This window comes from Xanthomonas sp. NCPPB 2250 (genome assembly GCF_056725265.1).
Genome location: NZ_CM161520.1, coordinates 1,876,792 through 1,899,780 on the forward strand (window position 1 = coordinate 1,876,792; position 22,989 = coordinate 1,899,780).

Consider the following 22,989-nt stretch of genomic DNA (forward strand, 5'->3'; position numbering starts at 1 on the left):
GCACGCTCTCCCGTTTGAGATCGGAGCCGGCAACACCCTCTCCCGTAGGAGCGGCTTCAGCCGCGACGGGCCTTCCCGATCGCGCCCCGTCGCGCCGCTGAAGGACGCTCCGACACATCGCTCCCCCATCGGGATGAGAGAGCGGGGTCATCGCTCCCTCGACCCAGGCGGCCGGGTCTGGCGCTGCACAGCGCCCGCCATCGCGGCGACGCTGCAGCGCCACCGCCACGCGATGCTCACACACTCTGTACTCACCGGTACAAATAATGCGCCGGCCGGCGTACGCTACCGTTTGGTGGCGTCGCCGTTCCGACCCGGCGACGTTCTTCCTCTCCCCAGGAATCAGCGACTTGAGCAACCACGACCCAGACTCCTCACAGGCGCCGCGGCAGGGCGCCGCGCGCGACGCCCATGCCGGCCAGGGCCAGTCCGGCTCGCCCCGGGACGACAAGGGCCATGACGGCAAGGGCCAAGCCGACGACGGCAAGTCCGACACCCCGTCGCCGCTGAAGAACCCCAAGGTCAAATGGACCCTGCTGCTGATCGGCCTGCTGGTGGTGATCGGCCTGGTGGTGTGGCTGATCTATTACCTCACCACCGGCCGCTACCTGCAGGAGACCAACAACGCCTATCTGCAGGCCGATACGGTGGCGGTGGCGCCGCGGGTCAACGGCTACGTGACCGCGGTGTACGTGCGCGACAACCAGAGCGTGACCGCCGGGCAGCCGCTGCTGGAGATCGACCCGCGCACCTATCGCGCCACCCTGGAGCAGGCGCAGGCGGCGATCGCGGTACGCCAGGCCGACATCGCCGCCGCCGAGGCCGGGCTGCAGGCGCAGCGCGCCAGCCTGCTGCAGGCGCGCACCCAGGTCACTGCCGCCGCCGCCAGCCTGCGCTTCGCCCAGGGCGAGGCCAAGCGCTTCGGGCCGCTGGCCGCGTCCGGCGCCGACACGCACGAACACTACGAAAGCATCGTCCACGACCGCGACCGCGCGCAGGCGCAGTTCGACGCGGCCAAGGCCCAGGTCGTCGCCGCCGAGAGCCAGGTGCAGGGCACCAGCGCCAAGCTCGACCAGGCCCGCGCCGGGCTGGTGCAGGCGCAGGCCGACGCCGCGCAGGCGCAGGTGGCGGTGGAGGACACCCGCCTGACCGCGCGCATCGCCGGCCGCATCGGCGACAAGACCGTGCAGGTCGGCCAGTTCGTCGCGGCCGGCACCCGGTTGATGAGCGTGGTGCCGGTGGACGCGCTGTACCTGAGCGCCAACTTCAAGGAAACCCAGGTCGGGCTGATGCGGCCGGGGCAGCCGGCGCGGATCGAGGTCGACGCGCTGTCCGGGGTGGAACTGGACGGCGTGGTCGAGAGCATCGCCCCGGGCACCGGGTCGCAGTTCGCGCTGCTGCCGCCGGAGAACGCCACCGGCAACTTCACCAAGGTGGTGCAGCGGGTGCCGGTGCGCATCCGTCTCAAGGCCGGCGCCGAGGCGCGCAAGGTGCTGGTGCCGGGCATGTCGGTGACGGTGACCGTCGATACGCGCAGCGCCAAGGACGCCAAGGAGCGCGTGGAGGAAGAGGACGCGCAGGGCCAGGATGCCGTCGCCCCGCGCGGGCGCACCCCGTGAGCGAAGCGGCCGCGGCGGCTGGCGCGCAGGCGTCGCAAAAGGCCGACACCGGGGCCTGGCTGGCGGTGGCCGCCGGCACCATCGGCTCGTTCATGGCGACGCTGGACATCTCCATCGTCAACGCCGCGTTGCCGACCATCCAGGGCGAGGTCGGCGCCAGCGGCACCGAGGGCACCTGGATCTCGACCTCCTACCTGGTCGCCGAGATCGTGATGATCCCGCTGACCGGCTGGTTCGTGCGCACCCTCGGGCTGCGCAACTTCCTGCTGATCTGCGCGCTGCTGTTCACCTTCTTCTCGGTGGTGTGCGGGCTGTCCAACAGCCTGACCATGATGATCCTCGGCCGTGTCGGCCAGGGCTTCGCCGGCGGCGCGCTGATCCCCACGGCGCTGACCATCGTCGCCACGCGGCTGCCGCCGGCGCAGCAGACCCTGGGCACGGCGCTGTTCGGCATGACCGTGATCCTGGGCCCGGTGATCGGGCCGCTGCTGGGCGGCTGGCTCACCGAGAACGTCAGCTGGCACTACGCGTTCTTCCTCAACGTGCCGGTCTGCGCCGGCCTGGTGGCGCTGCTGCTGCTCGGGCTGCCGCACGAGCGCATGTATCTGCGCGGGCTGCTGGACGCGGACTGGCTCGGCATCTTCGGCCTGACCGCGGGCCTGGGCGCGCTGACCGTGGTGCTGGAAGAAGGCCAGCGCGAGCGCTGGTTCGAATCCACCGAGATCGTGCTGCTGAGCGTGGTCTCGCTGGTCGGCTTCATCGCCCTGGTGGCCTCGCAGTTCTTCAGCCGGCAGCCGGTGATCCGCCTGTCGATCCTGCTGCAGCGCAGTTTCGGCGCGGTGTTCGTGATGGTGATGGCGGTGGGCATGATCCTGTTCGGGGTCATGTACATGATCCCGCAGTTCCTGGCGGTGATCTCCGGCTACAACACCGAGCAGTCCGGCTACGTGGTGCTGCTGTCGGGCATCCCCACGGTGCTGCTGATGCCGATGATGCCCAAGCTGCTGACCACGGTGGACGTGCGCGTGCTGGTGCTCGGCGGGTTGAGCTGCTTCGCCGCGGCCTGCTTCGTCAACATGCACCTCACCGCCGAGTCGGTGGGCATGCATTTCGTCGCCGGGCAGCTGCTGCAGGGCTGCGGGCTGGCGCTGGCGATGATGTCGCTCAACCAGGCGGCGATCTCCTCGGTGCCGCCGGACCTGGCCGGCGACGCCTCGGGTTTGTTCAATGCCGCGCGCAACATGGGCGGCTCGATCGGCCTGGCGCTGATCTCCACCTTCCAGGAGCGGCGCATGGTGTTCCATACGCAGATGCTCGGCAGCGGCACCACCGCCAATTCGCCGCTGGCGCAGGACTACCTGCACGGCATCGCCGCGCAACTGCAGTCGGTGTCCGGCGCTGGCGCGGCGATGCAGTCGCTGGCGCAACTGGCGCGGCTGGTGCAGCAGCAGGCGCTGGTGATGACCTACAACGACCTGTTCTGGATCTTCGGGGTGATCGTGGTCTGCACGATCCCGCTGGCGTTCCTGCTCAAGCCGCTGCCCAAGGGCGGCGCTCCGCTCGCGATGCATTGAGGATTCCATGGCCCTGCGTTTCTCCCGCGTTCTCGTCGCCGCCGCGCTGCCCTCGCTGCTGTCGGCCTGCATGCTCGGCCCGGACTACGTGAAGCCGCCGCCGGTGGCCGAGGCGGCGCTGGCGCCGCCGCGGCTGCACCGCGCCGATGCCACGGCCGCCGCCGCCGGCGTGGTGCCGGCACCGCCGCCGCAGCGCTGGTGGGACACCCTGCAGGATCCGCAATTGACCATGCTGGTCGAGCAGGCCCTGCAGCACAGCCCGAACCTGCGCGTGGCGCAGGCGCGCCTGCGCGCCTCGCGCGCGCTGGTCGACCAGCGCCACGCCGAGCAGTTGCCCAGCGTCGGGGCGACGGCCGCCTATCTCAACGCGCGCGCGCCGGATGCGCTGACCGACCGCCTGGGCAGCATCGCCGCCGGCACCGGCCAGCCGGTGGAGATCGATCCGCGCGCGCAGCTCTACAGCGTCGGCATCGATGCCAGCTGGGAACTGGATTTCTTCGGCCGCCGCCGCCGCGCCAGCGAGGGCGCACTGGCCGATGCCCAGGCCGACGAGGCCGACCTCGCCGACGCGCAGGTGCAGATCGCCGCCGAAGTGGGGCAGGCCTACCTGGGCTACCGCAGCACGCGTGCGCGCATGGCCGTGGCCCAGCGCAACCTGGAGGCTGCCCGGCAGACCCTGCAACTGACCCGGCAGCGCCGCGAGCGCGGCGCCGACGCCGACCTGCAGGTGGAACGCGCGCAGGCGCAACTGCAGCAACAGGAAGCGGTACTCCCGGACCTGCAGGCCCAGGCGCAGGTGGCGCTGGACCAGTTGGCGCTGATGATCGGCCGCGAGCCCGGCGCGCTCGATGCCGAACTGGCCGCCGACCGGCCGTTGCCGACGCTGCCGGCGACGGTGCCGGTGGACGATGCCGGCGCGTTGATCCGCCGGCGCCCGGACGTGCGCCGCGCCGAGCGCCAGCTGGCCGCCTCGTCGGCGAAGATCGGCGAAGCGCTGACCGCGTATTTCCCGCAGGTCACGCTGCTGGGCAACATCGGCATGGCCGCGACCTCGCCGGGCGATCTCGGCCGCGATGCCGTCAACAGCGTGGTGGCGCCCTTCCTGCGCTGGTCGATCTTCGATTTCGGCGGCACCCGCGCCAAGGTCGAGCAGGCCCGCGCCGGCAACGCCGCGCGGCTGGCCGCCTACGAAGGCACGGTGCTGGCCGCGCTGCAGGATGCCAACGGCGCCCTGGCGCGGTTCGGCGCCGCGCGCCAGCAGGCGCTGGCGGCGGACAAGGCCGCGGCCTCGGCCGATCGTTCCGCAGCGTTGCTGCAACAACGCTATGCCGCCGGCGCCTCGTCGCTGATCGATGCGCTGGACGTGCAGCGCCAGCAGGCCTCGGCCCAGGACAGTGCGCTGCAGGCGCATACCCAGTTGCTGCTGCGCTACGTGGCCTTGCAGAAGAGCCTGGGCCTGGGCTGGGCGGCACCGGAAGCGCCGGCGTCCGCGCCAGCGCCAGCCACCGCGCAGTAAGCGCGCGCTGCTTTGACGAATCCCCAATCCCGACTCCCGAATCCCGCGCTTCCACGGTATCGCCGACGCGGCCCCCCACGGCTACACTGAGGCTCACCGCGCCGCGGTCGCCGCCGCAGCGGCGCTCCGCACGACGGCGTGCTTCATGGGGAATCACCGATGGCGTTGAGCGAAGCGAGAACCGACCATCTGCCGGCACCGCCGCCGGCCAAGGGTGCCGGCTATGTGTCCATCGCCGGCCTGCGCAAGGAATTCGACGGGTTCGTCGCGCTGGACGACATCGACCTGGATATCGGCCAGGGCGAGATCTTCGCGCTGCTGGGCGGTTCCGGCAGCGGCAAGTCGACGCTGCTGCGCTGCCTGGGTGGGTTCGAGCAGCCCAGCCGCGGCCGCATCGTGCTCGACGGCCAGCCGCTGGATGGGCTGCCGCCGTACCAGCGCCCGCTCAACATGATGTTCCAGTCCTATGCGCTGTTCCCGCACATGAGCGTGGAGCAGAACATCGCCTTCGGGCTGAAGCAGGACGGCCTGTCGCGCAGCGCCATCGCCAGCCGCGTCGGCGAGATGCTGGAGCTGGTACGGCTGGGCACGCTCGGCAAGCGCAAGCCGCACCAGCTCTCCGGCGGCCAGCAGCAGCGCGTGGCGCTGGCGCGCTCGCTGGCCAAGCGGCCGAAACTGCTGCTGCTGGACGAGCCGATGGGCGCGCTGGACAAGAAGCTGCGCTCGCAGATGCAACTGGAACTGGTCTCGATCATCGAGACCTCGGGGGTGACCTGCGTGATGGTCACCCACGACCAGGAGGAGGCGATGACCATGGCCACGCGCATCGCGCTGATGGAGCATGGCCGCATCCGCCAGGTCGGCACGCCGGGCGACATCTACGAGTCGCCGAACAGCCGTTTCGTCGCCGAGTTCATCGGCTCGGTGAACATGTTCGAGGGCCGCATCGGCGAGGACCACCCCGATCACGTGACCGTGCTCTGCCCGCAGTTCCCGGTGCCGATCTACATCAGCCACGGCATCACCGGCGTGGAAGGGCAGGAGGTGGCGTTCGCGGTGCGTCCGGAAAAGGTCTGGATCACCAAGGGCGAACCCGAGCAGACCTACAACAAGGCGCCTGGCACCATCGAGGACATCGCCTATTTCGGCAGCCACTCGATCTTCCACGTGCGCCTGCCCAGCGGCATCCGCGTGCAGTCCAACTTCGCCAACCAGAAGCGCTGGGACAGCGAAGGCATGACCTGGGGCGACACGGTATGGGTGTCGTGGGACGACAACGACGGCGTGGTGCTGACCGCATGAGCGCGCCCGTCGTCCCGGTGCCGCCGCAACCGACGCCGCGGCTGCGCCTGCAGCAGCGGTTGCGCCTGGGCTCGCTGCCGGCGCTGCGCTGGCTGGTGATCGCCGCGCCGTACCTGTGGCTGCTGCTGTTCTTCGCGATCCCGTTCCTGATCGTGCTGCGCATCTCCTTCGCCGAACAGGCGATCCGCAGCCCGCCGTACAGCGAGCTGCTGCAGGTCCGCGACGGCGTGCTGACGCTGAAGCTGACCCTGCAGAACTACCTGGCGCTGCTGCGCGACCACCAGTACATCGAGGCCTACTGGGGGTCGATCAAGATCGCCGGCATCTCCACCGCGCTGACCCTGCTGATCGGCTACCCGATGGCCTACGCGATCGCGCGGCTGTCGCCGTCGGCGCGCAACATCGCGATGATGCTGGTGGTGCTGCCGTCGTGGACCTCGTTCCTGATCCGCGTCTACGCCTGGATCGGCATCCTCGACAGCAACGGCGTGCTCAACCGGGCGCTGCTGGCGCTGGGCGTGATCGATGCGCCGCTGCACATCCTCTACACCCCTGTCGCCGCCTACATCGGCATCGTCTACTGCTACCTGCCGTTCATGGTGCTGCCGCTGTACGCGACCCTGGTCAAGCTCGACCAGCGCCTGCTCGAGGCCGCCTACGATCTTGGCGCGCCGCCGTGGAAGGCGTTCCTGACCGTGACCCTGCCGCTGTCGCGGCCGGGCATCGTCGCCGGCTGCATGCTGGTGATGATTCCGGCGGTGGGCGAGTTCGTGATCCCGGAGATGCTCGGCGGCCCGGACACGCTGATGATCGGCCGGGTGCTGTGGGGCGAGTTCTTCAACAACCGCGACTGGCCGACCGCCTCGGCGGTGGCGATCGCGATGCTGGCGCTGCTGATGGTGCCGATCCTGATCTTCAACCGCTACCAGCAGCGCCAGCTCGAAGGCGGGCAGGCATGAGCGGCGCGCGCGGCGGCATGGGCAGGGTATTGCGGTGGACGGTGCTGGGCGCCGGCTTTGCCTTCCTGTACCTGCCGATCCTGCTGTTGATGGTGTATTCGTTCAACGCCTCCAAGCTGGCGACGGTGTGGGCCGGCTTCTCCACCAAGTGGTACGGCGAACTGCTGCGCGACCGGCAGATCCTGCAGGCGGCGTGGATCAGCCTGAAGGTGGCGTTCTGGACCGCCACCGCGTCGATGGTGCTCGGCACGCTGGCGGCGATGGCGATGACCCGCTTCCGCCGCTTTCCCAGCAAGAGCCTGTTCGGCGCGCTGGTGACCGCGCCGCTGGTGATGCCGGAGGTGATCATCGGCCTGTCGATCATGATGATGCTGGTGTCGATGGGCGGCGTGCTCGGCATCCCGCCCAAGGGCGTGATGGCGATCTGGGCCGCGCATGTCACCTTCACCCTGTCCTTCGTCACCGTGGTGGTGTCCTCGCGCCTGCAGGAACTGGACCGTTCGCTGGAAGAAGCGGCGATGGATCTGGGCGCCAACCGGCTCAAGGTGTTCTTCCTGATCACCGTGCCGATCATCGCCCCGGCGCTGGTGTCGGGCTGGCTGCTGGCGTTCACCCTGTCGCTGGACGACGTGGTGATCGCCAACTTCGTCGCCGGCCCGGATTCGACCACGCTGCCGATGACCGTGTTCTCCTCGGTGCGCATGGGCCTGAAGCCCAAGATCAACGCACTGGCCACGCTGATGGTGCTGGCGGTGTCGATCGCCGCCGTCGTCGGCTGGTGGCTGATGGCGCGCAGCGAAAAGCGCCGCCAGCGCGATATCCAGCTTGCCCAGCAGCAAGCCGGCTAGGGCGTGACGTCGCTCCATGTAGGAGCGGCTTTAGCCGCGATTGGGCATTGCCGGTAAAGGCCCCGTCGTAGCTAATCCCGAAAGGGGCCGAGAGCCGCTCCTACGGGCCTCGCGGAACACTGTGAGCCATCGCATTCGACAGCATCGCCACGTCGCCGCAACGTCCACAGCGCTAGGCTGATTGCACATTTTTCCAGGAGTCCGCGCGATGCCTTACGACACCGTCAATCCGGCCAACGGCCAGGTCGAATACAGTCTCGAGCTGATGGATGCCGCCGCCGTCGAACAGCGCCTGGCCGCTGCGGCGCAGGCGTTCCCGGGTTGGGCGGCGACGCCGCTGGAGCAGCGCGGCGCGCTGCTGCGCAAGGTCGGTGCGCAGCTGCGCGAACAGCGCGACGCGATCCAGCGGGTGATGACCGCGGAAATGGGCAAGCTGCGCAAGGAGGCCCTGGCCGAACTCGACAAGTGCGCCGCCGCCTGCGACTACTACGCCGAGCATGCGGCGGACTACCTGCGCGAGCAGGCCGTGGCCACCGATGCGCAGCGCAGCTACGTGCGCTACGAACCGCTGGGCTGCGTGCTGGCGGTGATGCCATGGAACTTCCCGATCTGGCAGGTGTTCCGCTTTCTGGCGCCAGCGCTGATGGCCGGCAACGTCGCCCTGCTCAAGCACGCCAGCAACGTGCCGCGCTGCGCCGACGCGATCCGCAAGGTGCTGGCCGACGCCGGCGTGCCGGACGGGGTGTTCGACGTGCTGCACATCGACAACGACCAGGCCGCCGAGGTGCTGCGCGATGCGCGCGTGGCCGCGGTCACCCTGACCGGCAGCGAGCGCGCCGGCCGCTCCATCGCCGCCAATGCCGGCGGGCAGTTGAAGAAGTGCGTGATGGAGCTGGGCGGCAGCGACGCCTTCGTGGTGCTGGACGACGCCGACCTCGACGCCACCGTCGCCGCAGCGGTGAAGTCGCGCTTCGACAACGCCGGGCAGACCTGCATCGCGGCCAAGCGCTTCGTGGTGGTGGAGGCGATCGCCGACGAATTCGTGCGCCGCTTCGTGGCCGCCGCCGCCGAGCGTCGCCTCGGCGACCCGCAGGACGAGGCGACCACGCTGGCGCCGATGGCGCGCCAGGACCTGCGCGACGAACTGCACAAGCAGGTGCAGGCCAGCATCGCGAAGGGCGCCAAACCGCTGCTCGGTTGCGAACCCGAGCGCGACAGCCACGCCGGCTATCCGGCGTCGATCCTCGACCACGTGGCGCCAGGCATGCCGGCCTACGACGAGGAACTGTTCGGCCCGGTTGCCGCAATTCTGCGCGTGGCCGACGAAGCAGAGGCGGTGCGCGTGGCCAACGACACCACCTTCGGCCTCGGCGGCAGCGTCTGGACCGCCGACCCTGCCCGTGGCGAGCGCGTGGCCTGCCAACTGCAGTGCGGCGCCGCCTTCGTCAACGCCATCGTCAAGAGCGACGTGCGCCTGCCGTTCGGCGGCATCAAGCGCTCCGGCTTCGGCCGCGAACTGGCCGAGCATGGCATCCATGAGTTCATGAACATCAAGTCGGTGTATGTTGGGTGAGGCGGGGATTGGGAAGTCGGGATTGGGGATTCGCAAATGCGGATCCCCTTCGCCGATGTACCCCTTGCAACCCAGGCGTTAAACCATCAGGCGCAGCGCACCGCTTCAACGAATCCCCAATCCCCAATCTCCAATCCCGGCTTCACAGCCACCTCGCCCGCTTGAACGCCACATACAGCGCCACGCAGACCGCGGCGACGCCGCCGACCATCAGCGGGTAGGCCCAGGGCCATTCCAGTTCCGGCATCTGCTTGAAGTTCATGCCGTACCAACTGGTGATCAGGGTCGGGGCGGCGAGCAGGGCGGCCCAGGCGCCGAGGCGTTTGACCGTCTCGCCCTGGGCCAGGGTGACCAGCGACAGGTTCACGCTCAGCGCGGTGCCCAGCATCTCGCGCAGGGTGTCGATGGCGTCGTTGGTGCGCACGGCATGGTCGAGCACGTCGCGCACGTACAGGCGCACTTCTTCGGCGATCAGCGGGCCGGGGTGGCGCTTGAGGTGCGCCAGCACGTCCTGCAGCGGCGCCACCGCCAGGCGCATCTGGTTGAGTTCGCGCTTGAGTTCGTACAGGCGGATGGCGGTGTCGCGGCGGTACGACTCGGCGAAGATGTCGGCCTCCAGCCGTTCCAGGCTCTGCCGGAAGGCGTCGAGGATCGGCTGGTAGTTGTCCACCACATAGTCCAGCACCGCGTAGAGCGCATAGGACGGGCCCAGTTTCATCAGCGAGGCCTCGCGTTCCAGCCGCTCGCGCACCGGCGCGTAGGGCAGCGAGGCGCCATGGCGCACGGTCAGCAGGAAGCGCGCGCCGAGGAAGGCGTGGGTTTCGCCGTAGACGATGCGCTCGTCGATCACCTGCGCGGTGTGCACCGCCAGGAACAGCGAGTTGCCGAAGGCCTCGACCTTCGGTCGCTGGTGCGCCTTGCGGGTGTCCTCGATCGCCAGTTCGTGCAGCTGGAACTCTTCCTTGAGCTGCTGCAGCACCGCGTCGCCGGGTTCGTACATGCCGACCCAGACGAAGCCGTCGTCGTGGCCGGCCAGCACGTCGCTGATCTGCTCCAGGGAGATGTCGTGGCGGCGGCCGTGGCCGTCGTAGTGCACGCAGTTGATGACGCAGGCGGGATTGGCGGTCGCGGAGGCCATGGCAGGATCGTGTTCGGCGGAGGCGCGCGTGGCGAGTGGCGTGACGGTATCAGGGCTGCGGGCGAGGGCGGGTGAGCGCCCAGGCCAGCGCCGCGTGCACCGGCAGCAGCAATGCGATCCATTGCAGGTTGAACTGCGGCTGCAGCATCGACAGCCAATGGATCAGCAGCGCGGCGCCGGCCAGCGCCACCACCAGCCACAGCAGCACATCGAACCAGCGTCCGGGGCGGCGCCCGCGCAGCACCGCAAGACCGCCGACCAGCAGTGGCAGGCACAGCGGATCCAGCAGCAGCAGGTTGCGGTTGCCCCAGGCGGCGCGATGCTCGCTGAAGCCCCACAGGTACAGCAGGACCGCGCCGCCGAGCGCGCACAGCAGCCAGAACGGCAGCGCCAGCGCGGCCAGCCAGCGCGGGCGGCGGCCCAGCGCCAGCACGCCCGCCGCCGCGGCCAGCCCGACCAGCAGCCACGGCCACCAGTGCCGCAGCTGTTCCGGCGGTTCCGGCGGCAGCCGCTGCGGCAGCAACTGCTGGCGCGCCTGCACCAGCGGGCGGCCTTCGCTGTTGCGCACCTCGCTCAGGCTCTCGGCCAGGCGCATCGGCACGAACGCCTCTTCCCAGCGCGACAGCGGCTTGTCGGCGTACGGGCCCAGGCCCAGGTCGAAGCCCAGCCACATCCACGGTGCCGGCGAGGCCAGGCGCACCGATTCGCTGCGGTAGGTGTTGCCGCGCGAGCGGCCGGACAGCTGCGCATGCAGCGCGCCGCCCATGGCCCGGTCCAGCGCGTCGCGGACCATCGTGGCGCAGTTGGCGGTGTAGTAGTCGTAGCGGTAGCGCGCGTTTTCCGGGCGCGCGCGCCAGGCCAGCGCCTGCTGCAGCGCACGCGCCTGCGCGGGCGCCAGGTCCAGCCACTGGATATCCACGCCGCGGCCGGCCTCGCGGTACTGCTCCAGATCCTCCTGCAGCGGCAGCGCGACCAGGTAGTAGCGCATGTCGCCGGCGGCGAAGCGACCGACGAAGCCCGGTTCGCTGGGGTCGAAGAAACCGAAGTTGTACGAGGTCGCCTGGCCCGTGCGCGGGTCGAGCACCACGATGGCGTCATGGCCGAAGCGCTCGAAGAACACTTCGCCGGGCTGCATCGTCGCCACGCCGATGCGTGGTGCGGGGTCGTTGGCGCCGGCGGCGGTGGTCGCAGCCGCGTCGGGCACTGCGGGCGCCGCTGCGGCCAGCGGCGGCGGTGCCGCCGGATCCGCAGGCGCGGCCTGCGCGACCGCCAGCCCGGTCCACAGGGCCAGCAGCATTCCCAGCCAGCAGGCCGCGCGCATGCGCGGCACGCGGTGCGTGCTCAAGCGCCGTCCTGCGCGGGAGGCGGCAGGATGGTGACGTGGAAGGCCTGCACCCGGCGCGCGTCGGCCCGCGCCACGCGGAACGCGAACCGCCCAAGGGTCAGTTCCTCGCCGGTCTCGGGCAGGTGCCCGATCGCCTCGGTGACCAGCCCGCCGACGGTGTCGTAGTCGTCGTCCGGGAAGTCGGCGCCGAAGCGCTCGTTGAAATCCTCGATCGGGGTCAGCGCATCCACCACGTACTGGCCGTCGGCCTGCGCCGCGATCAGCGAGGCCTCGTCCTCGGCGTCGTCGTGCTCGTCGTCGATGTCGCCGACGATCTGCTCCAGCACGTCCTCGATGGTCACCAGCCCGGCCACGCCGCCGTACTCGTCGACCACGATCGCCATGTGGTTGCGCGAGAGCCGGAACTCCTTGAGCAGCACGTTGAGCTTCTTCGACTCGGGAATCAGCACCGCCGGACGCAGCAGTTCGCGCACCGTGCCGGGACCGTGGTCGGCGACCACGCCGCGCAGCAGGTCCTTGGCCAGCAGGATGCCGAGGATGTCGTCCTTGTTCTCGCCATGCACCGGGAAGCGCGAGTGGCCGGATTCGACCACCTGCTTCATCAGGTCGAGGAAGCGCGACTCCACCGGCAGCGACACCATCTGCGCGCGCGAGACCATCACGTCGCCGACGGTGAGTTCGGAGACCGACAGCGCGCCCTCCATCATGCGCAGCGTGTCGGCGGCGATCAGGCCATCGTGCTGCGCGTCGCGCAGCACCTCGACCAGATCGTCGCGGGTGTGCGGGTCGCCGGAGAACACCGAGGTCAGGCGTTCCAGCCAGCCGCGACGTTTTTCGTGGGATTCCGGGGAGGTACTACTCGGTCCGTCTTCTGACATGTTCTGTGGGTAGGCGCCCGGTCGAACGGGCGGTAACCGCAAGTCTAGCAGGGCGGTCGCGACAGCATCGCGACGTCGGCGGCCCGCACCGGTAGGCCCGCCACCGCGGATTCAGCCGCCCTTGGGCGGCGTATGCAGGGCGTCCGGTGCCGGTGCCGCGCCCGGCTCCTCGGGCAGGTCCAGGCTGTAGCTGCAGCCGGCCAGGGTCTTGCCGGGGTGCGATTTCACCGTGGACACGCTGAGGATGATCGACTCGATCATCGGCTCGCCGGTCTTGGGATCGTGCACGTCGCGGCTGAGCACTTCACGGCCGAACATGGCCTTCTCCGGGGTGTCCACCGCCGCTTCCAGATTCAGGCGCTTGGCCAGCGGCCGCGGGTCGGGCAGGTCCAGGATCGCCATCACGCTGGCGCCGGAGAAGGCGATGCGCTCGCTGCTGTAGCCGAACACCTGGATCGGCCGGGTCAGCGCGTACTCGGTCATGAACAGGTTGGACTGCGGCAGCGGCCGCCAGCCGTGCGCGACCGCCTTCAGCGGATCGGCCAGCAGCGGCGCCAGCGCGGCGAAGTCGGCCACGTGCTGGCGGCATTCCAGCAGGGCCGGCAGGTCGACGGACGGATCGGTAGCCGCGGGGACGGCAGGCGCCGCAGCGGGTGGCGCGGATGGCGTGGCGGTCGCCGCCGCCGGAGCGACGCAGGCGAGCGCGAGCAGGACGAGCGAAGGACGGATCAACGCACGGAACCTCGAAGAAAAGCGGGGCTGCGGCGATCGCCGCGCGGCCACGTTACCGCCGGCGCCTGCGCTTGACCAGCGCGGGGCAAGCCGTTGTCGCCGGATCAACGTTCGCCGGCGTAGGGGTCGGACACGCCGAGATCGGCGAGGATCTCGCGCTCCAGTTGCTCCATCGCCTCGGCTTCCTTGTCGTCCTCGTGGTCCCAGCCGAGCAGGTGCAGCACGCCGTGCACGGTCAGGTGCGCGTAGTGCGCGCTGAGCGGCTTGTCCTGTTCGACGGCTTCGCGCGCCACCACGGGTGCGCAAATCACCAGGTCGCCGAGCAGCGGCAGCTTCATGCCCTTCGGCAGCCCCTCCGGCAATTCGGCCGGGAAGCTGAGCACGTTGGTGGCGTAGTCCTTGCCGCGGTAGTGCAGGTTGAGGGCGCGGCCTTCGCGGTCGTCGACCAGGCGGATCGCCAGGTCGGCCTCGCGGATGCGGCCCTTCAGTGCCGCGGCGACCCACTTGCGGAAGCTCGGCGCCGCCGGCAGCCCGGCGCGGGGCAGGGCGTAGCTGACGCCGACATCGAGGCGGACGGGACCTTTGGTCATGGCGGAACGGCCGGGTGCAGCGGTGGGGGCCACAGTATCGCGCTAACGCACGCTCAGGGCGAAGCCCAGTCGCCGGCGTCGTAGGCGATCTCGATCACAGCGGCATTGCCTGTGGTGCGATCGATGCCGGCGTCCGCGGCGGATTTGCTGCAGTTGAAGCCCTGGTAGAGGGCGCTCTGGCGGACGAGCTGCAGTGCCGCCTGTTCCGGCTTGCCGTTCGGGTCGATCTGGATGGTCGGTGTCGCGCAGCCGCCGACATTGGTCACCTGGATGGCGGGCACGAGCGCGCGCGCCGCCTGGTCGGCGAGGGTGTCGAAGACATCCGGTCCGATGTCCTGCGCAGCGGCCGACACGCGCACCTTGAAGTAGTAGAGCTGTTTGTAGAACAGGTAGCCGTTGGAGCGGGCCGGTGCGTCCTCCGGGTCGAGGCGCAATTCCATCCGCAGCTTTTCTCCGGGCACACGTTGGGCCTCGGCGATCGCCGCGACCAGCGCCTTGTCCAGGGCGCTGGCGGCCTTCGGTGCGGGTTCGGCCACGTCGCCCAGTACGAACCGCTGCGCGCCCAGTTCGTGCAGTTCCGCGTAGGTGCCGCCGGAGACCGCTGCGGCCAGATCGGCGCGGAAGCCCGCCATGCCGTCGGCGATGGCGCGCGCCGATTCCTTTTGTCCGGCGGGATAGACGAACACGTTGATGGTCAGTTCCGGATGACCGTTCAGCACGTAGAGGAAGCCGGCGCCGGCGGCCTTGGCGGCCGGGTCGTACTTGCTGCTGCGCAGGCTGAAGTCGCCCACCGTGTCGGGAGCGACCACGTAGCTGGTTTCGACGAAGGGCCGCGCCGGCGTGGATGCGGGCGGCGCGGCCGCGGCGGCAGCCGCTGGCGCGGCGCAAGTGGCCAGGATCGGCCAGAGCAGACAGGCGGACAACGACGCTCGCTGGAACATGGCACCTCCCCGTGTACGGCAACAGCATCGCAGTGTACGTCGGTCACTGCGATGTGGCGCCTGCGCGGTTGCTATCGAGTACCGCGGCAGGTGCGCGGAAGCAGGCTCAGGTCACGCACGCGACCAGGAACAGCAGCGGAGTTTTTTCGTCGTCGATGCGGTAGGCCAGGCTACCCATCGGGCCTCGCTGGCACTGCGGATTGTCGCGACGGATTTCCACCGTGGCGGCGAAGCGCCCCGACGCGGGCAGCCACACCGCGGCCTGGCCGCGTTCGAGCAGTTGGCCGACGAGGTAGAGACTGTCCGCCGGCACCTTTGCGTAGGCCAGCGCGTTGCAGCCGAAGCGGTCGCGCGTCGCGCCGACGGTCTCGGCCGCATTGAGCAGCGCTTGCGCGCGGGTGCCGGCGATCCAGGCCAGGCGTTGCGCCTCGTCGTCGCGCGGCGCGGTCGGCGAAGTGCGGGCGATCGCCGCGGCGCGCTCGAGGACGTCGCGCGGCAGTCCCATGCTGGCCGTGTCCTGGACGATCGATAGGCACGGCGGGGTCAGCGATTGCGCCAGGGAGATGCGCTGCGGTGCCGGGTCCTGCGCCGGCGGCGGATCCTGCGGCTGGCTGCTGGCGCCGCCGGCCACGCAAAGCAGCGCTGCCAGCAGGCCGGGCCAGGGCCGGATCATGCGGACGGGCCGCTGGCGCGGTCGACCACGTCGCGCTTCTCGTAGGCGTTGACGATGCGCGCCACCAGCGGATGCCGGACCACGTCGCGCGCCTCGAAGAACGTGAAGCTGACCCCGTCCACCTCGTGCAGCACCTCGACGGCATCGCGCAGGCCGGACTTGACGTGCTTGGGCAGGTCGATCTGGGTCAGGTCGCCGGTGACCACCGCGGTGCTGCCGAAGCCGAGCCGGGTCAGGAACATCTTCATCTGCTCGATGGTGGTGTTCTGCGCCTCGTCCAGGATCACGTAGGCATCGTTGAGGGTGCGCCCGCGCATGTAGGCCAGCGGTGCGATCTCGATGACGTTCTTCTCCAGCAGCTTGACCACCTTCTCCACGCCCAGCATCTCGTACAGCGCGTCGTACAGCGGGCGCAGGTAGGGATCGACCTTCTGGGTGAGGTCGCCGGGCAGGAAGCCCAGTTTCTCGCCGGCCTCCACCGCCGGGCGCACCAGGATCAGGCGCTGCACCCGCGATTCGTTCAGCGCTTCCACCGCGCTGGCCACGGCCAGGAAGGTCTTGCCGGTGCCGGCCGGCCCGATGCCGAAGTTGATGTCGTGGGTGGCGATCTGGTGCAGGTACTTGGCCTGGTTGGCGCCGCGTCCGCGCACCGTGCCGCGCCTGACCTTGATCGCCACGTCCTGCGGCTGGTAGGCGCGCTGCGTCACCTGGTCGACGTTGGACTGGTTGAGCCGCAGGTGGATTTCCTGGTCGTCGAAGGCGACGTGCTCGGCCTCGGCGTACAGCGCCTGCAGCAGCCGCTCGGCCGCCGCCACCGCCTGCTCCGGCCCGGTCACCCGGTACACGTTGCCGCGGTTGGAGATCTCCACGCCCAGGCGCAGTTCGATCTGCCGCAGGTGCGCATCGAACGGGCCGGCCAGGTTGGCCAGGCGTTCGGTGTCGGCGGGGTCCAGGGTGAAGTCGCGTTGCGCAGGGGTGGTCATGGCGGGCGCGCGCCGCCGGCGGCGACGTCGAAAAAAAGAGGGGCGCAAAGGGTAGCGCGCGGCGCGTAGCCGGGCCAGTGAAGGGCGCGCGGCGACGGCGTCGGCATCGGCGGCGGCATGTCGGTGCGGTCAATGTACGCCTTGCGGATCCGCAAGTGCAAGTGCCGCGCCGCCGCCCGGACCTCCGCGCCGCGGCAATGGCAACGTTGTCCACAATGCATGTGGATCGATTGTCCAAAAGCCTGTGGACAACCGCGCGAACGCCTTGCCACGCAAGGCGCCGCCCTGTGGTGGCGAAAAAATCGCACCCGTGCGGCCGGCGACGCATGCAGGGCGGCGCGCGTTCCTTCGAAATCGATTGCGACGCGCTTTATCGACCGCCGCCGCCAGCGTCGTTTCCACGCCGCGCGGCGCGCGCCTGCATCCAGGCGTCCGCAATCGCGTGTGCAATGGCGGGGTCGTCCACGACCAGGATCAGGTGCCCATGGTGGTCGCTGTACTGCACGGCGATGTTGATGCCGGCGGCGCCGAGCATGCCGGTCAGCAGGCCGAGCTGTCCCGGCGTGTCCTGGTCCAGGCGCAGGCTCACCACCGGATGTTCGGCGGCCACGTGGAAACCGTGCGCGCGCAAGGTCTCGCTTGCCGGTGCGGCGGCATCGAACAGGAAGTGCGCGACCGCGCGCCCGTCTACGCGCCACACGCCGCCGCCTTCGATGCTGATGCCGGCCGCGCCGAGTGCCTGGGCCATCGCGGACAGGGCGCCTGGGCAGTCTTCGAGGTGGATTTCGACGTCCTTCATCGCGCGGCCTCCGGCGGCTCGCCCGGGCGCACGATCGTCGCCTCGCAACGCACCGGCATGGCGCAGCTGTTGGCGATGAAGCACTGCGCGTGGGCCTTTGCGTGCAAGGCCTGTGCGCGGTACGCGTTGCTGTCCGCCGCGATGGTCACGCGCGGTGCCAGCGCCACCTCGCGAAAGCGTCCGCCCTGGCCGGGGCGCATCTCCAGCCAGCCCTGGGCCTGGTCCTCGTAGGCCAGCACCCGGATGCCGGTATGCGCGCACAGGGCCAGGTAGGTGAGCATGTGGCAGGCGGCGAGGGCGCCGACGAACAGGTCTTCCGGATTGTGCAGCGCCGGGTCGCCGAGGAAGAGCGGGTCGGCGCTGCCGGTCAGCATGGGTTTGCCGGAAACGGCCAACGCGTAATCGCGACCGTAGCCGCTGTAGTCGACGGTGCCGCCGCCGCGGTTGCCGATCCAGTGCAAGTGCGATGTGTAGTGGTGCAGCGTGTCGGCCATGCGCCTGCCTCGTGTGGGAAGCGGGCACGGTAGGCCGGAGCGCGGCGGCATGCTTCGTCTAGAATCGAAGCATGAGCGAGGACACCCTGCTTGCGCGCGCCGCCTTCCTGCTCGGCGACCCGGCGCGCAGCCGCATGCTGGCGGCACTGATGAGCGGCCAGGCACGTACTGCCAGCGAACTGGCGCTGGACGGCGCGGTGGCGCCGTCGACTGCGAGCCGGCACTTGTCGCAACTGGTCGACGCCGGCTTGCTCGCGGTGGCCCGCCAAGGGCGGCACCGCTATTTCCGTCTGGCCGGCGCAGACGTCGCCGCGGCGGTCGAGGCGATGATGGGAGTGGCGCCGCCGCCGACGCGGCGGGTCGGCCCGGCGGATCCCGCCTTGCGCCGCGCGCGGGTGTGCTACGACCACCTTGCCGGCGAACTGGCGATCCGCTGGCGTCAGCAGATGGAAGCGCGTGGGCATCTGCTGTGCAGCGACGGCATGGCCCTGAGCGCATCCGGTGCCGCCTGGTGCGCGGCGATCGGCATCGACGTGGCTTCGCTGCGTGCGTCGCGGCGGCCGCTGTGCCGGCCGTGCCTGGACTGGAGCGAGCGCCGCGACCACGTCGCCGGTGCGCTGGGCAGCGCCGTGCTCCGGTATCTCCTCGACACCGGCCTGGCCCGGCGCGTGCCGGATTCGCGGGTGGTACAGATCGGCCCGCGCGGCGAGCGCTTCCTCAGCGCGCTCGACTAGCGTGTACCCGGCGCCGCTCAGGCCGCGGCGTCGTCCTCGGCCAGGTGCAGGCGGCCGCGCAGCGAATTGCTCAGCGCCTCGGTGATCGTCACCTCGACGAACTGGCCGATCAGGCGCGGATGGCCGGGGAAGTTCACCGAGCGCATGTTCTCGGTCTTGCCCGTCAGTTCGGCCGGGTTCTTCTTCGACGGCCCTTCCACCAGCACGGTCTGCACGCTGCCGATCATGCTCTGCGAGATCTGCTGCGCATGCGCGTTGATGTGCGCCTGCAGCCGCGCCAGCCGCGCATGCTTGACCGCCTCGGGGGTGTCGTCTTCCAGGTCGGCGGCGGGCGTGCCCGGGCGCCGCGAATAGATGAAGGAGAAGCTCTGGTCGAAGCCCACGTCCTCGATCAGCTTCATGGTCTTGTCGAAGTCGGCGTCGGTCTCGCCGGGGAAGCCGACGATGAAGTCGGAACTGATCGAGATGTCCGGGCGCACCGCGCGCAGCTTGCGGATCTTCTGCTTGAATTCCAGCGCGGTGTAGCCGCGCTTCATCGCGCTGAGGATGCGGTCGCTGCCGGCCTGCACCGGCAGGTGCAGGTAGTTGGCCAGCTGCGGCACGTCGCGGTAGGCCTCCACCAGCGAGTCGCTGAATTCCAGCGGATGCGAGGTGGTGAAGCGGATGCGGCCGATGCCCTCGATCTGCGCGATGCTGCGGATCAGCAGGCCCAGGTCGGCGACCTGCGCTTCCTCGCCGGCCTCGGCGTCGGCGTAGGGGCCGCGGTAGGCGTTGACGTTCTGGCCGAGCAGGTTGATCTCGCGCACGCCTTGCGCGGCCAGTTGCGCCACTTCCACCAGCACGTCCTCGAACGGGCGGCTGATCTCCTCGCCGCGGGTGTAGGGCACCACGCAGAACGAGCAGTACTTGGAGCAGCCTTCCATGATCGACACGAAGGCCGACGGGCCTTCGGCGCGCGGCTCCGGCAGGCGATCGAACTTCTCGACCTCGGGGAAGCTGATGTCCACCTGCGACTTGCCCGATTCGCGGCGCGCGCGGATCAGCTCCGGCAGCCGGTGCAGGGTCTGCGGGCCGAACACCAGGTCCACGTAGGGCGCGCGCTTCACGATCGCCTCGCCTTCCTGCGAGGCCACGCAGCCGCCGACGCCGATGATCACCTGCTTGCCGCCGGCCTTGAGCGCCTTCCAGCGGCCGAGCTGGCTGAACACCTTCTCCTGCGCCTTCTCGCGGATCGAGCAGGTGTTGACCAGGACCACGTCCGCTTCTTCTGGATTGTCGGTCAGCTCCAGGCCCTCGGACGCGGCGAGCACGTCGGCCATCTTGGCCGAGTCGTACTCGTTCATCTGGCAACCGTGGGTCTTGATGTACAGCTTGCCGCGCACCGGCGCGGGTGCGGCGGCGGTGCCGGCGGAGGGCAGGGGATGCAGGGCGGTCCCGGGCATGGCGCTTAATCCAGGCGGGTGGAAAGGAAGCCGGCTAGTTTACCCGTGCCGGCGCGCGGGCGCAGGTCAGCCGCCCGCGGCATCCACCGCCAGCGCCCGCTGCACCGCCGGCCGCTCGGCCATGCGCTCGGCGTAGGCGCGGGTCGGCGCCGGCGAATCGAGCAGGCCGAACTGCAGCATCCAGCCCAGCGCGCTGCCCCACAGCACGTCGGCCGCGCTGCAGCGCGCGCCAAGCAGGTAGTCGCCGCGCGCCAGTTGCGCGTCCACCACCGCCAGCACGGTGTCGCAGTCGGCATACGGCGACATCGCCCGCGGTGGCGGGGCGCGCTTGAGCGCGCGGTCGACCAGGGCCGGTTCGAAGCAGGCGCCGTAGAACGCCAGCCAGCGCAGGTAGGGGCCACGCAGCGGGTCGCCGATCGGCGGCGCCAGTCCGGCTTCGGGATACAGGTCGGCCAGGTAGGGGTAGATCGCACCCTGCTCGGTCACCACCGCGCCGGCATGGACGATCGCCGGCACCTTGCCCATCGGGTTGATCGCCAGGTAGTCCGGCGCCAGTTGCGCCTGCCGATCGAAGTCGATGCGCTCGATGGCGTAGTCGGCACCCAGTTCCTCGAGCAGGATCAGCACGCCGCGCGAGCGCGAATGCGGGTTGTGGAACAGGGTGATGTGGCGGTCGGTGGTCATGGGCGGCTCCTGGATGGTCGGTCTGCACACCCTAGACCCCATTGCGGACAGATCCTGTCCGCAATAGCGTGCATCCATGTCATCGCCCGCCGCCCGTCTGTTGCGCCTGATCGCCTTGCTGCAGACCCGACGGCTGTGGTCCGGCGCCGAACTGGCGGCGCGGCTGGGGGTGGACCGGCGCAGCCTGCGCCGTGACGTGGAGCGGCTGCGCGCGCTGGGTTATGCGGTGGAGGCGGCGGCCGGGGTCGGCGGCGGTTACCGGCTGGCCGCGGGCGCACAGATGCTGCCGCTGCTGTTCGAGGAGGACGAGGCAGTGGCGGTCGCGGTGGCGCTGCGCGCCGCCTGCGCCAGCATGGCCGGCCTGGAGGACACCGCGGTACGGGTGCTGGCCAAGCTCGAACCGCTGCTGCCGGCGCGGGTGCGGCAGCGCGCCGAGGCCTTGCAGGGGGCGACCCTGGCGCTGGGCCAGGACCCGCTGCGGCCGGACACGCGGGTGCTGATCGGGGTCGCCAGCGCTTGCCGCGACCGGCGCCTGCTGGGCTTCGCCTACCGCGACCATACCGGCCGCGCCAGCGAGCGGCTGGTCGAGCCCTTGCGCCTGGTCAACGCCGGCCGCCGCTGGTACCTGCTGGCCTGGGACCGCGGCCGTGCCGACTGGCGCACCTTCCGCGCCGAACGCATCGTGCCGCCCTTGCAGCTCGGCGCGGCGGTGGCGTTGCGCCTGCCGCCGCAGGAACCGGCGGCCATGGTCGACGCGGCGATCCGCTACAGCCCGCAGGCGATGGGCTTCGCCCTCAGCGTGCGGCTGCGCGGCAGCGCCGCCGAGCTCGGCGCGCGCATTCCGCTGTGGTGCGGCACCCTGCAGGACGAGGCCGACGGCCACTGCCGGCTGTCGCTGCTGGCCGACGCGGTGCCGTGGCTGGCGGCGCAGTTGCTGACCATCGGCGTGCCGTTCGCCGGGCTGGAGGCCACGCCCGAGGTGCGGACGGCGCTGCGCGGGGTGCTGAACGCATTGCTGGAGCAGGTGCCGGAGCCGGCACCGGTGGAGTAGGTCATTCGGCCGGGGAGGGCGCACTGGCCGCCCGGCGCTGCCGCGGCCCCGGGCGGCGCGGACTTGGCAAGCGCCGGGGAAGTTGGGACACTCGCCGCCATGAAGGGGATGCTGTGGCTCCTGGGGCTGGGACTCGCCACGTTGACGGCTGCGCCGGCCAGCGCCGGCACCCTGTACAAGTGCACCGGCAACGATGGCGTGCCCAGCTACGGCAGCAAGCGCGTTTCCGGCGCCAGCTGCAGCGTGATCGGCCGCTACACCCCCGACCGCCGCGCCGCGCGAACCGCCCCGGCGCCTGCGCCGGCCAAGGCCAGCACCGAGCGGCCGCCCAGCCGCGGCGTCATCGCCAGTGCCGGCACCGTGGCGCCGGCCACCCTGATCAGCGCGCCGGTCGCCGCGCCGACCCCGGTGACCGCCAACGCCGTGCCCAACCGGGTGGCGCCGGTGCCGCCCGGCAGCAGCGGCGCACCGCGGCGTCTGGTCAGCGGCCAGCTGTATTCGTACATGAAGGATGGCGTGCGCCACTACACCAGTGCGCGCCCGACCCAGGTCGCCAATCTCGGCGCGGTGCGCACGATCCGCTACAGCTTCATGGAAACCTGCTACGCCTGCGCCAACCCGGGGGTCAACTTCGGTGCGGTGCGCCTGAACACCACCGCCTACCAGAGCGAGATCGCCGCCGCCGCGCGCGAGTACGGCGTCGACGAAGCGGTGGTGCGCGCCATCATCCACGCCGAGTCCGCCTACAACCCGACGGCGCTCAGCCGCGCCGGCGCGCAGGGGCTGATGCAGTTGATGCCGCCGACCGCACGCCGCTTCGGTGTCAGCGATTCGTTTGATGCAGCGCAAAACATTCGCGGCGGCGTGCAGTACCTGGCGTGGCTGCTGAAGCGCTTCAACGGCAATCTCAGCCTGGCCGCGGCCGGCTACAACGCCGGCGAAGGCGCGGTAGACAAACACGGCGGGGTGCCGCCGTACAGCGAGACCCAACGCTACGTGCAACGGGTCGGCGTGCTCGCCGAGCGCTACCGCGGCGTGCTGGCGACCGCGCATTGAGCCATCGCCGCGGCCCGGCAGGAGGCGTTGCGCGTCCATTGTCGGCGCGTTAAGGGTT

General features: G+C 70.4%; 22 protein-coding genes. 10 read left to right on the forward strand and 12 right to left on the reverse strand.

Annotation, left to right across the window (positions count from 1 at the left end; genetic code table 11):
- Nucleotides 1-350 precede the first annotated feature (350 nt).
- The 7 genes from AC1PMG_RS07795 (at nt 351) to AC1PMG_RS07825 (ending at nt 9,391) form a co-directional block, all read left to right on the forward strand.
- The gene (locus AC1PMG_RS07795) at nt 351-1,619 is read left to right on the forward strand and encodes an HlyD family secretion protein (protein WP_481111215.1); all 1,269 of its coding nucleotides are present in this window, start codon (nt 351-353) and stop codon (nt 1,617-1,619) included.
- Nucleotides 1,616-3,193 carry a DHA2 family efflux MFS transporter permease subunit gene (locus tag AC1PMG_RS07800; RefSeq protein WP_481111216.1) on the forward strand — a complete coding sequence of 526 codons (1,578 nt, stop codon included), beginning with the start codon at nt 1,616-1,618 and terminating at the stop codon, nt 3,191-3,193. Before AC1PMG_RS07795 ends, AC1PMG_RS07800 begins: the two co-directional genes overlap by 4 nt.
- A gap of 13 nt (nt 3,194-3,206) precedes the next feature.
- Entirely contained in the window at nt 3,207-4,709 is a 1,503-nt protein-coding gene (locus AC1PMG_RS07805) for an efflux transporter outer membrane subunit (protein ID WP_481111638.1), read from the forward strand.
- Between the two features lie 159 nt (nt 4,710-4,868).
- Complete coding sequence (locus AC1PMG_RS07810; RefSeq protein ID WP_342072163.1) at nt 4,869-6,011, forward strand: ABC transporter ATP-binding protein; 1,143 nt, start codon at nt 4,869-4,871, stop codon at nt 6,009-6,011.
- Nucleotides 6,008-6,970, forward strand: coding sequence for an ABC transporter permease subunit (locus AC1PMG_RS07815; RefSeq protein WP_481111217.1), 963 nt, complete (start codon nt 6,008-6,010; stop codon nt 6,968-6,970). Before AC1PMG_RS07810 ends, AC1PMG_RS07815 begins: the two co-directional genes overlap by 4 nt.
- The gene (locus AC1PMG_RS07820) at nt 6,967-7,818 is read left to right on the forward strand and encodes an ABC transporter permease subunit (protein WP_481111218.1); all 852 of its coding nucleotides are present in this window, start codon (nt 6,967-6,969) and stop codon (nt 7,816-7,818) included. Before AC1PMG_RS07815 ends, AC1PMG_RS07820 begins: the two co-directional genes overlap by 4 nt.
- Before the next feature lie 208 nt (nt 7,819-8,026).
- The gene (locus AC1PMG_RS07825) at nt 8,027-9,391 is read left to right on the forward strand and encodes an NAD-dependent succinate-semialdehyde dehydrogenase (RefSeq protein WP_481111219.1); all 1,365 of its coding nucleotides are present in this window, start codon (nt 8,027-8,029) and stop codon (nt 9,389-9,391) included.
- A 142-nt stretch (nt 9,392-9,533) separates the two neighbouring features.
- Here the strand turns inward: AC1PMG_RS07825 and AC1PMG_RS07830 are convergent, their stop codons facing one another.
- The 10 genes from AC1PMG_RS07830 to AC1PMG_RS07875 all read right to left on the reverse strand — a co-directional run bounded on the left by AC1PMG_RS07830 (nt 9,534) and on the right by AC1PMG_RS07875 (nt 17,964).
- The gene (locus AC1PMG_RS07830) at nt 9,534-10,529 is read right to left on the reverse strand and encodes a magnesium and cobalt transport protein CorA (protein WP_481111220.1); all 996 of its coding nucleotides are present in this window, start codon (nt 10,527-10,529) and stop codon (nt 9,534-9,536) included.
- A 49-nt stretch (nt 10,530-10,578) separates the two neighbouring features.
- Complete coding sequence (locus AC1PMG_RS07835) at nt 10,579-11,850, reverse strand: lipoprotein N-acyltransferase Lnb domain-containing protein (RefSeq protein ID WP_481111639.1); 1,272 nt, start codon at nt 11,848-11,850, stop codon at nt 10,579-10,581.
- A 20-nt stretch (nt 11,851-11,870) separates the two neighbouring features.
- Nucleotides 11,871-12,752 carry an HlyC/CorC family transporter gene (locus AC1PMG_RS07840; RefSeq protein ID WP_267101400.1) on the reverse strand — a complete coding sequence of 294 codons (882 nt, stop codon included), beginning with the start codon at nt 12,750-12,752 and terminating at the stop codon, nt 11,871-11,873.
- 111 nt (nt 12,753-12,863) lie between these two features.
- Nucleotides 12,864-13,484: a hypothetical protein gene (locus AC1PMG_RS07845; protein ID WP_481111221.1), complete on the reverse strand. Its 621-nt coding sequence runs from the start codon at nt 13,482-13,484 to the stop codon at nt 12,864-12,866.
- Nucleotides 13,485-13,588: 104 nt separating this feature from the next.
- Nucleotides 13,589-14,074 (reverse strand): rRNA maturation RNase YbeY, encoded by a 486-nt coding sequence (gene ybeY / locus AC1PMG_RS07850; protein WP_481111222.1) that lies wholly within the window; start codon nt 14,072-14,074, stop codon nt 13,589-13,591.
- Nucleotides 14,075-14,127: 53 nt separating this feature from the next.
- Nucleotides 14,128-15,015: a hypothetical protein gene (locus tag AC1PMG_RS07855; protein ID WP_481111223.1), complete on the reverse strand. Its 888-nt coding sequence runs from the start codon at nt 15,013-15,015 to the stop codon at nt 14,128-14,130.
- A gap of 106 nt (nt 15,016-15,121) precedes the next feature.
- Nucleotides 15,122-15,688 (reverse strand): hypothetical protein, encoded by a 567-nt coding sequence (locus tag AC1PMG_RS07860; protein WP_481111224.1) that lies wholly within the window; start codon nt 15,686-15,688, stop codon nt 15,122-15,124.
- Nucleotides 15,685-16,671 carry a PhoH family protein gene (locus tag AC1PMG_RS07865; RefSeq protein ID WP_481111225.1) on the reverse strand — a complete coding sequence of 329 codons (987 nt, stop codon included), beginning with the start codon at nt 16,669-16,671 and terminating at the stop codon, nt 15,685-15,687. Before AC1PMG_RS07865 ends, AC1PMG_RS07860 begins: the two co-directional genes overlap by 4 nt.
- 370 nt (nt 16,672-17,041) lie before the next feature.
- Complete coding sequence (locus AC1PMG_RS07870; protein WP_481111226.1) at nt 17,042-17,470, reverse strand: hypothetical protein; 429 nt, start codon at nt 17,468-17,470, stop codon at nt 17,042-17,044.
- The gene (locus tag AC1PMG_RS07875) at nt 17,467-17,964 is read right to left on the reverse strand and encodes an OsmC family protein (RefSeq protein WP_481111227.1); all 498 of its coding nucleotides are present in this window, start codon (nt 17,962-17,964) and stop codon (nt 17,467-17,469) included. The genes AC1PMG_RS07870 and AC1PMG_RS07875 overlap by 4 nt, the downstream gene beginning before the upstream one ends.
- Before the next feature lie 71 nt (nt 17,965-18,035).
- On the opposite strand from AC1PMG_RS07875, the gene AC1PMG_RS07880 reads away from it, so the two are divergent.
- Nucleotides 18,036-18,698: an ArsR/SmtB family transcription factor gene (locus AC1PMG_RS07880; protein WP_481111228.1), complete on the forward strand. Its 663-nt coding sequence runs from the start codon at nt 18,036-18,038 to the stop codon at nt 18,696-18,698.
- Between the two features lie 17 nt (nt 18,699-18,715).
- Here AC1PMG_RS07880 and miaB read toward each other — a convergent pair whose 3' ends face one another.
- Together miaB and AC1PMG_RS07890 are read right to left on the reverse strand one after the other, a co-directional pair.
- Nucleotides 18,716-20,140 carry a tRNA (N6-isopentenyl adenosine(37)-C2)-methylthiotransferase MiaB gene (gene miaB / locus AC1PMG_RS07885; RefSeq protein ID WP_481111229.1) on the reverse strand — a complete coding sequence of 475 codons (1,425 nt, stop codon included), beginning with the start codon at nt 20,138-20,140 and terminating at the stop codon, nt 18,716-18,718.
- Nucleotides 20,141-20,206: 66 nt separating this feature from the next.
- Nucleotides 20,207-20,824 carry a glutathione S-transferase family protein gene (locus tag AC1PMG_RS07890; RefSeq protein WP_481111230.1) on the reverse strand — a complete coding sequence of 206 codons (618 nt, stop codon included), beginning with the start codon at nt 20,822-20,824 and terminating at the stop codon, nt 20,207-20,209.
- A 76-nt stretch (nt 20,825-20,900) separates the two neighbouring features.
- Between AC1PMG_RS07890 and AC1PMG_RS07895 the strand changes: the two genes are divergently transcribed.
- Nucleotides 20,901-21,875, forward strand: a complete 975-nt coding sequence (locus tag AC1PMG_RS07895; RefSeq protein ID WP_481111231.1) for a helix-turn-helix transcriptional regulator — start codon at nt 20,901-20,903, stop codon at nt 21,873-21,875.
- Nucleotides 21,876-21,974: 99 nt separating this feature from the next.
- On the forward strand, nt 21,975-22,931 hold the full coding sequence (locus tag AC1PMG_RS07900) for a transglycosylase SLT domain-containing protein (protein ID WP_481111232.1): 957 nt from the start codon (nt 21,975-21,977) through the stop codon (nt 22,929-22,931).
- Nucleotides 22,932-22,989 lie beyond the last annotated feature (58 nt).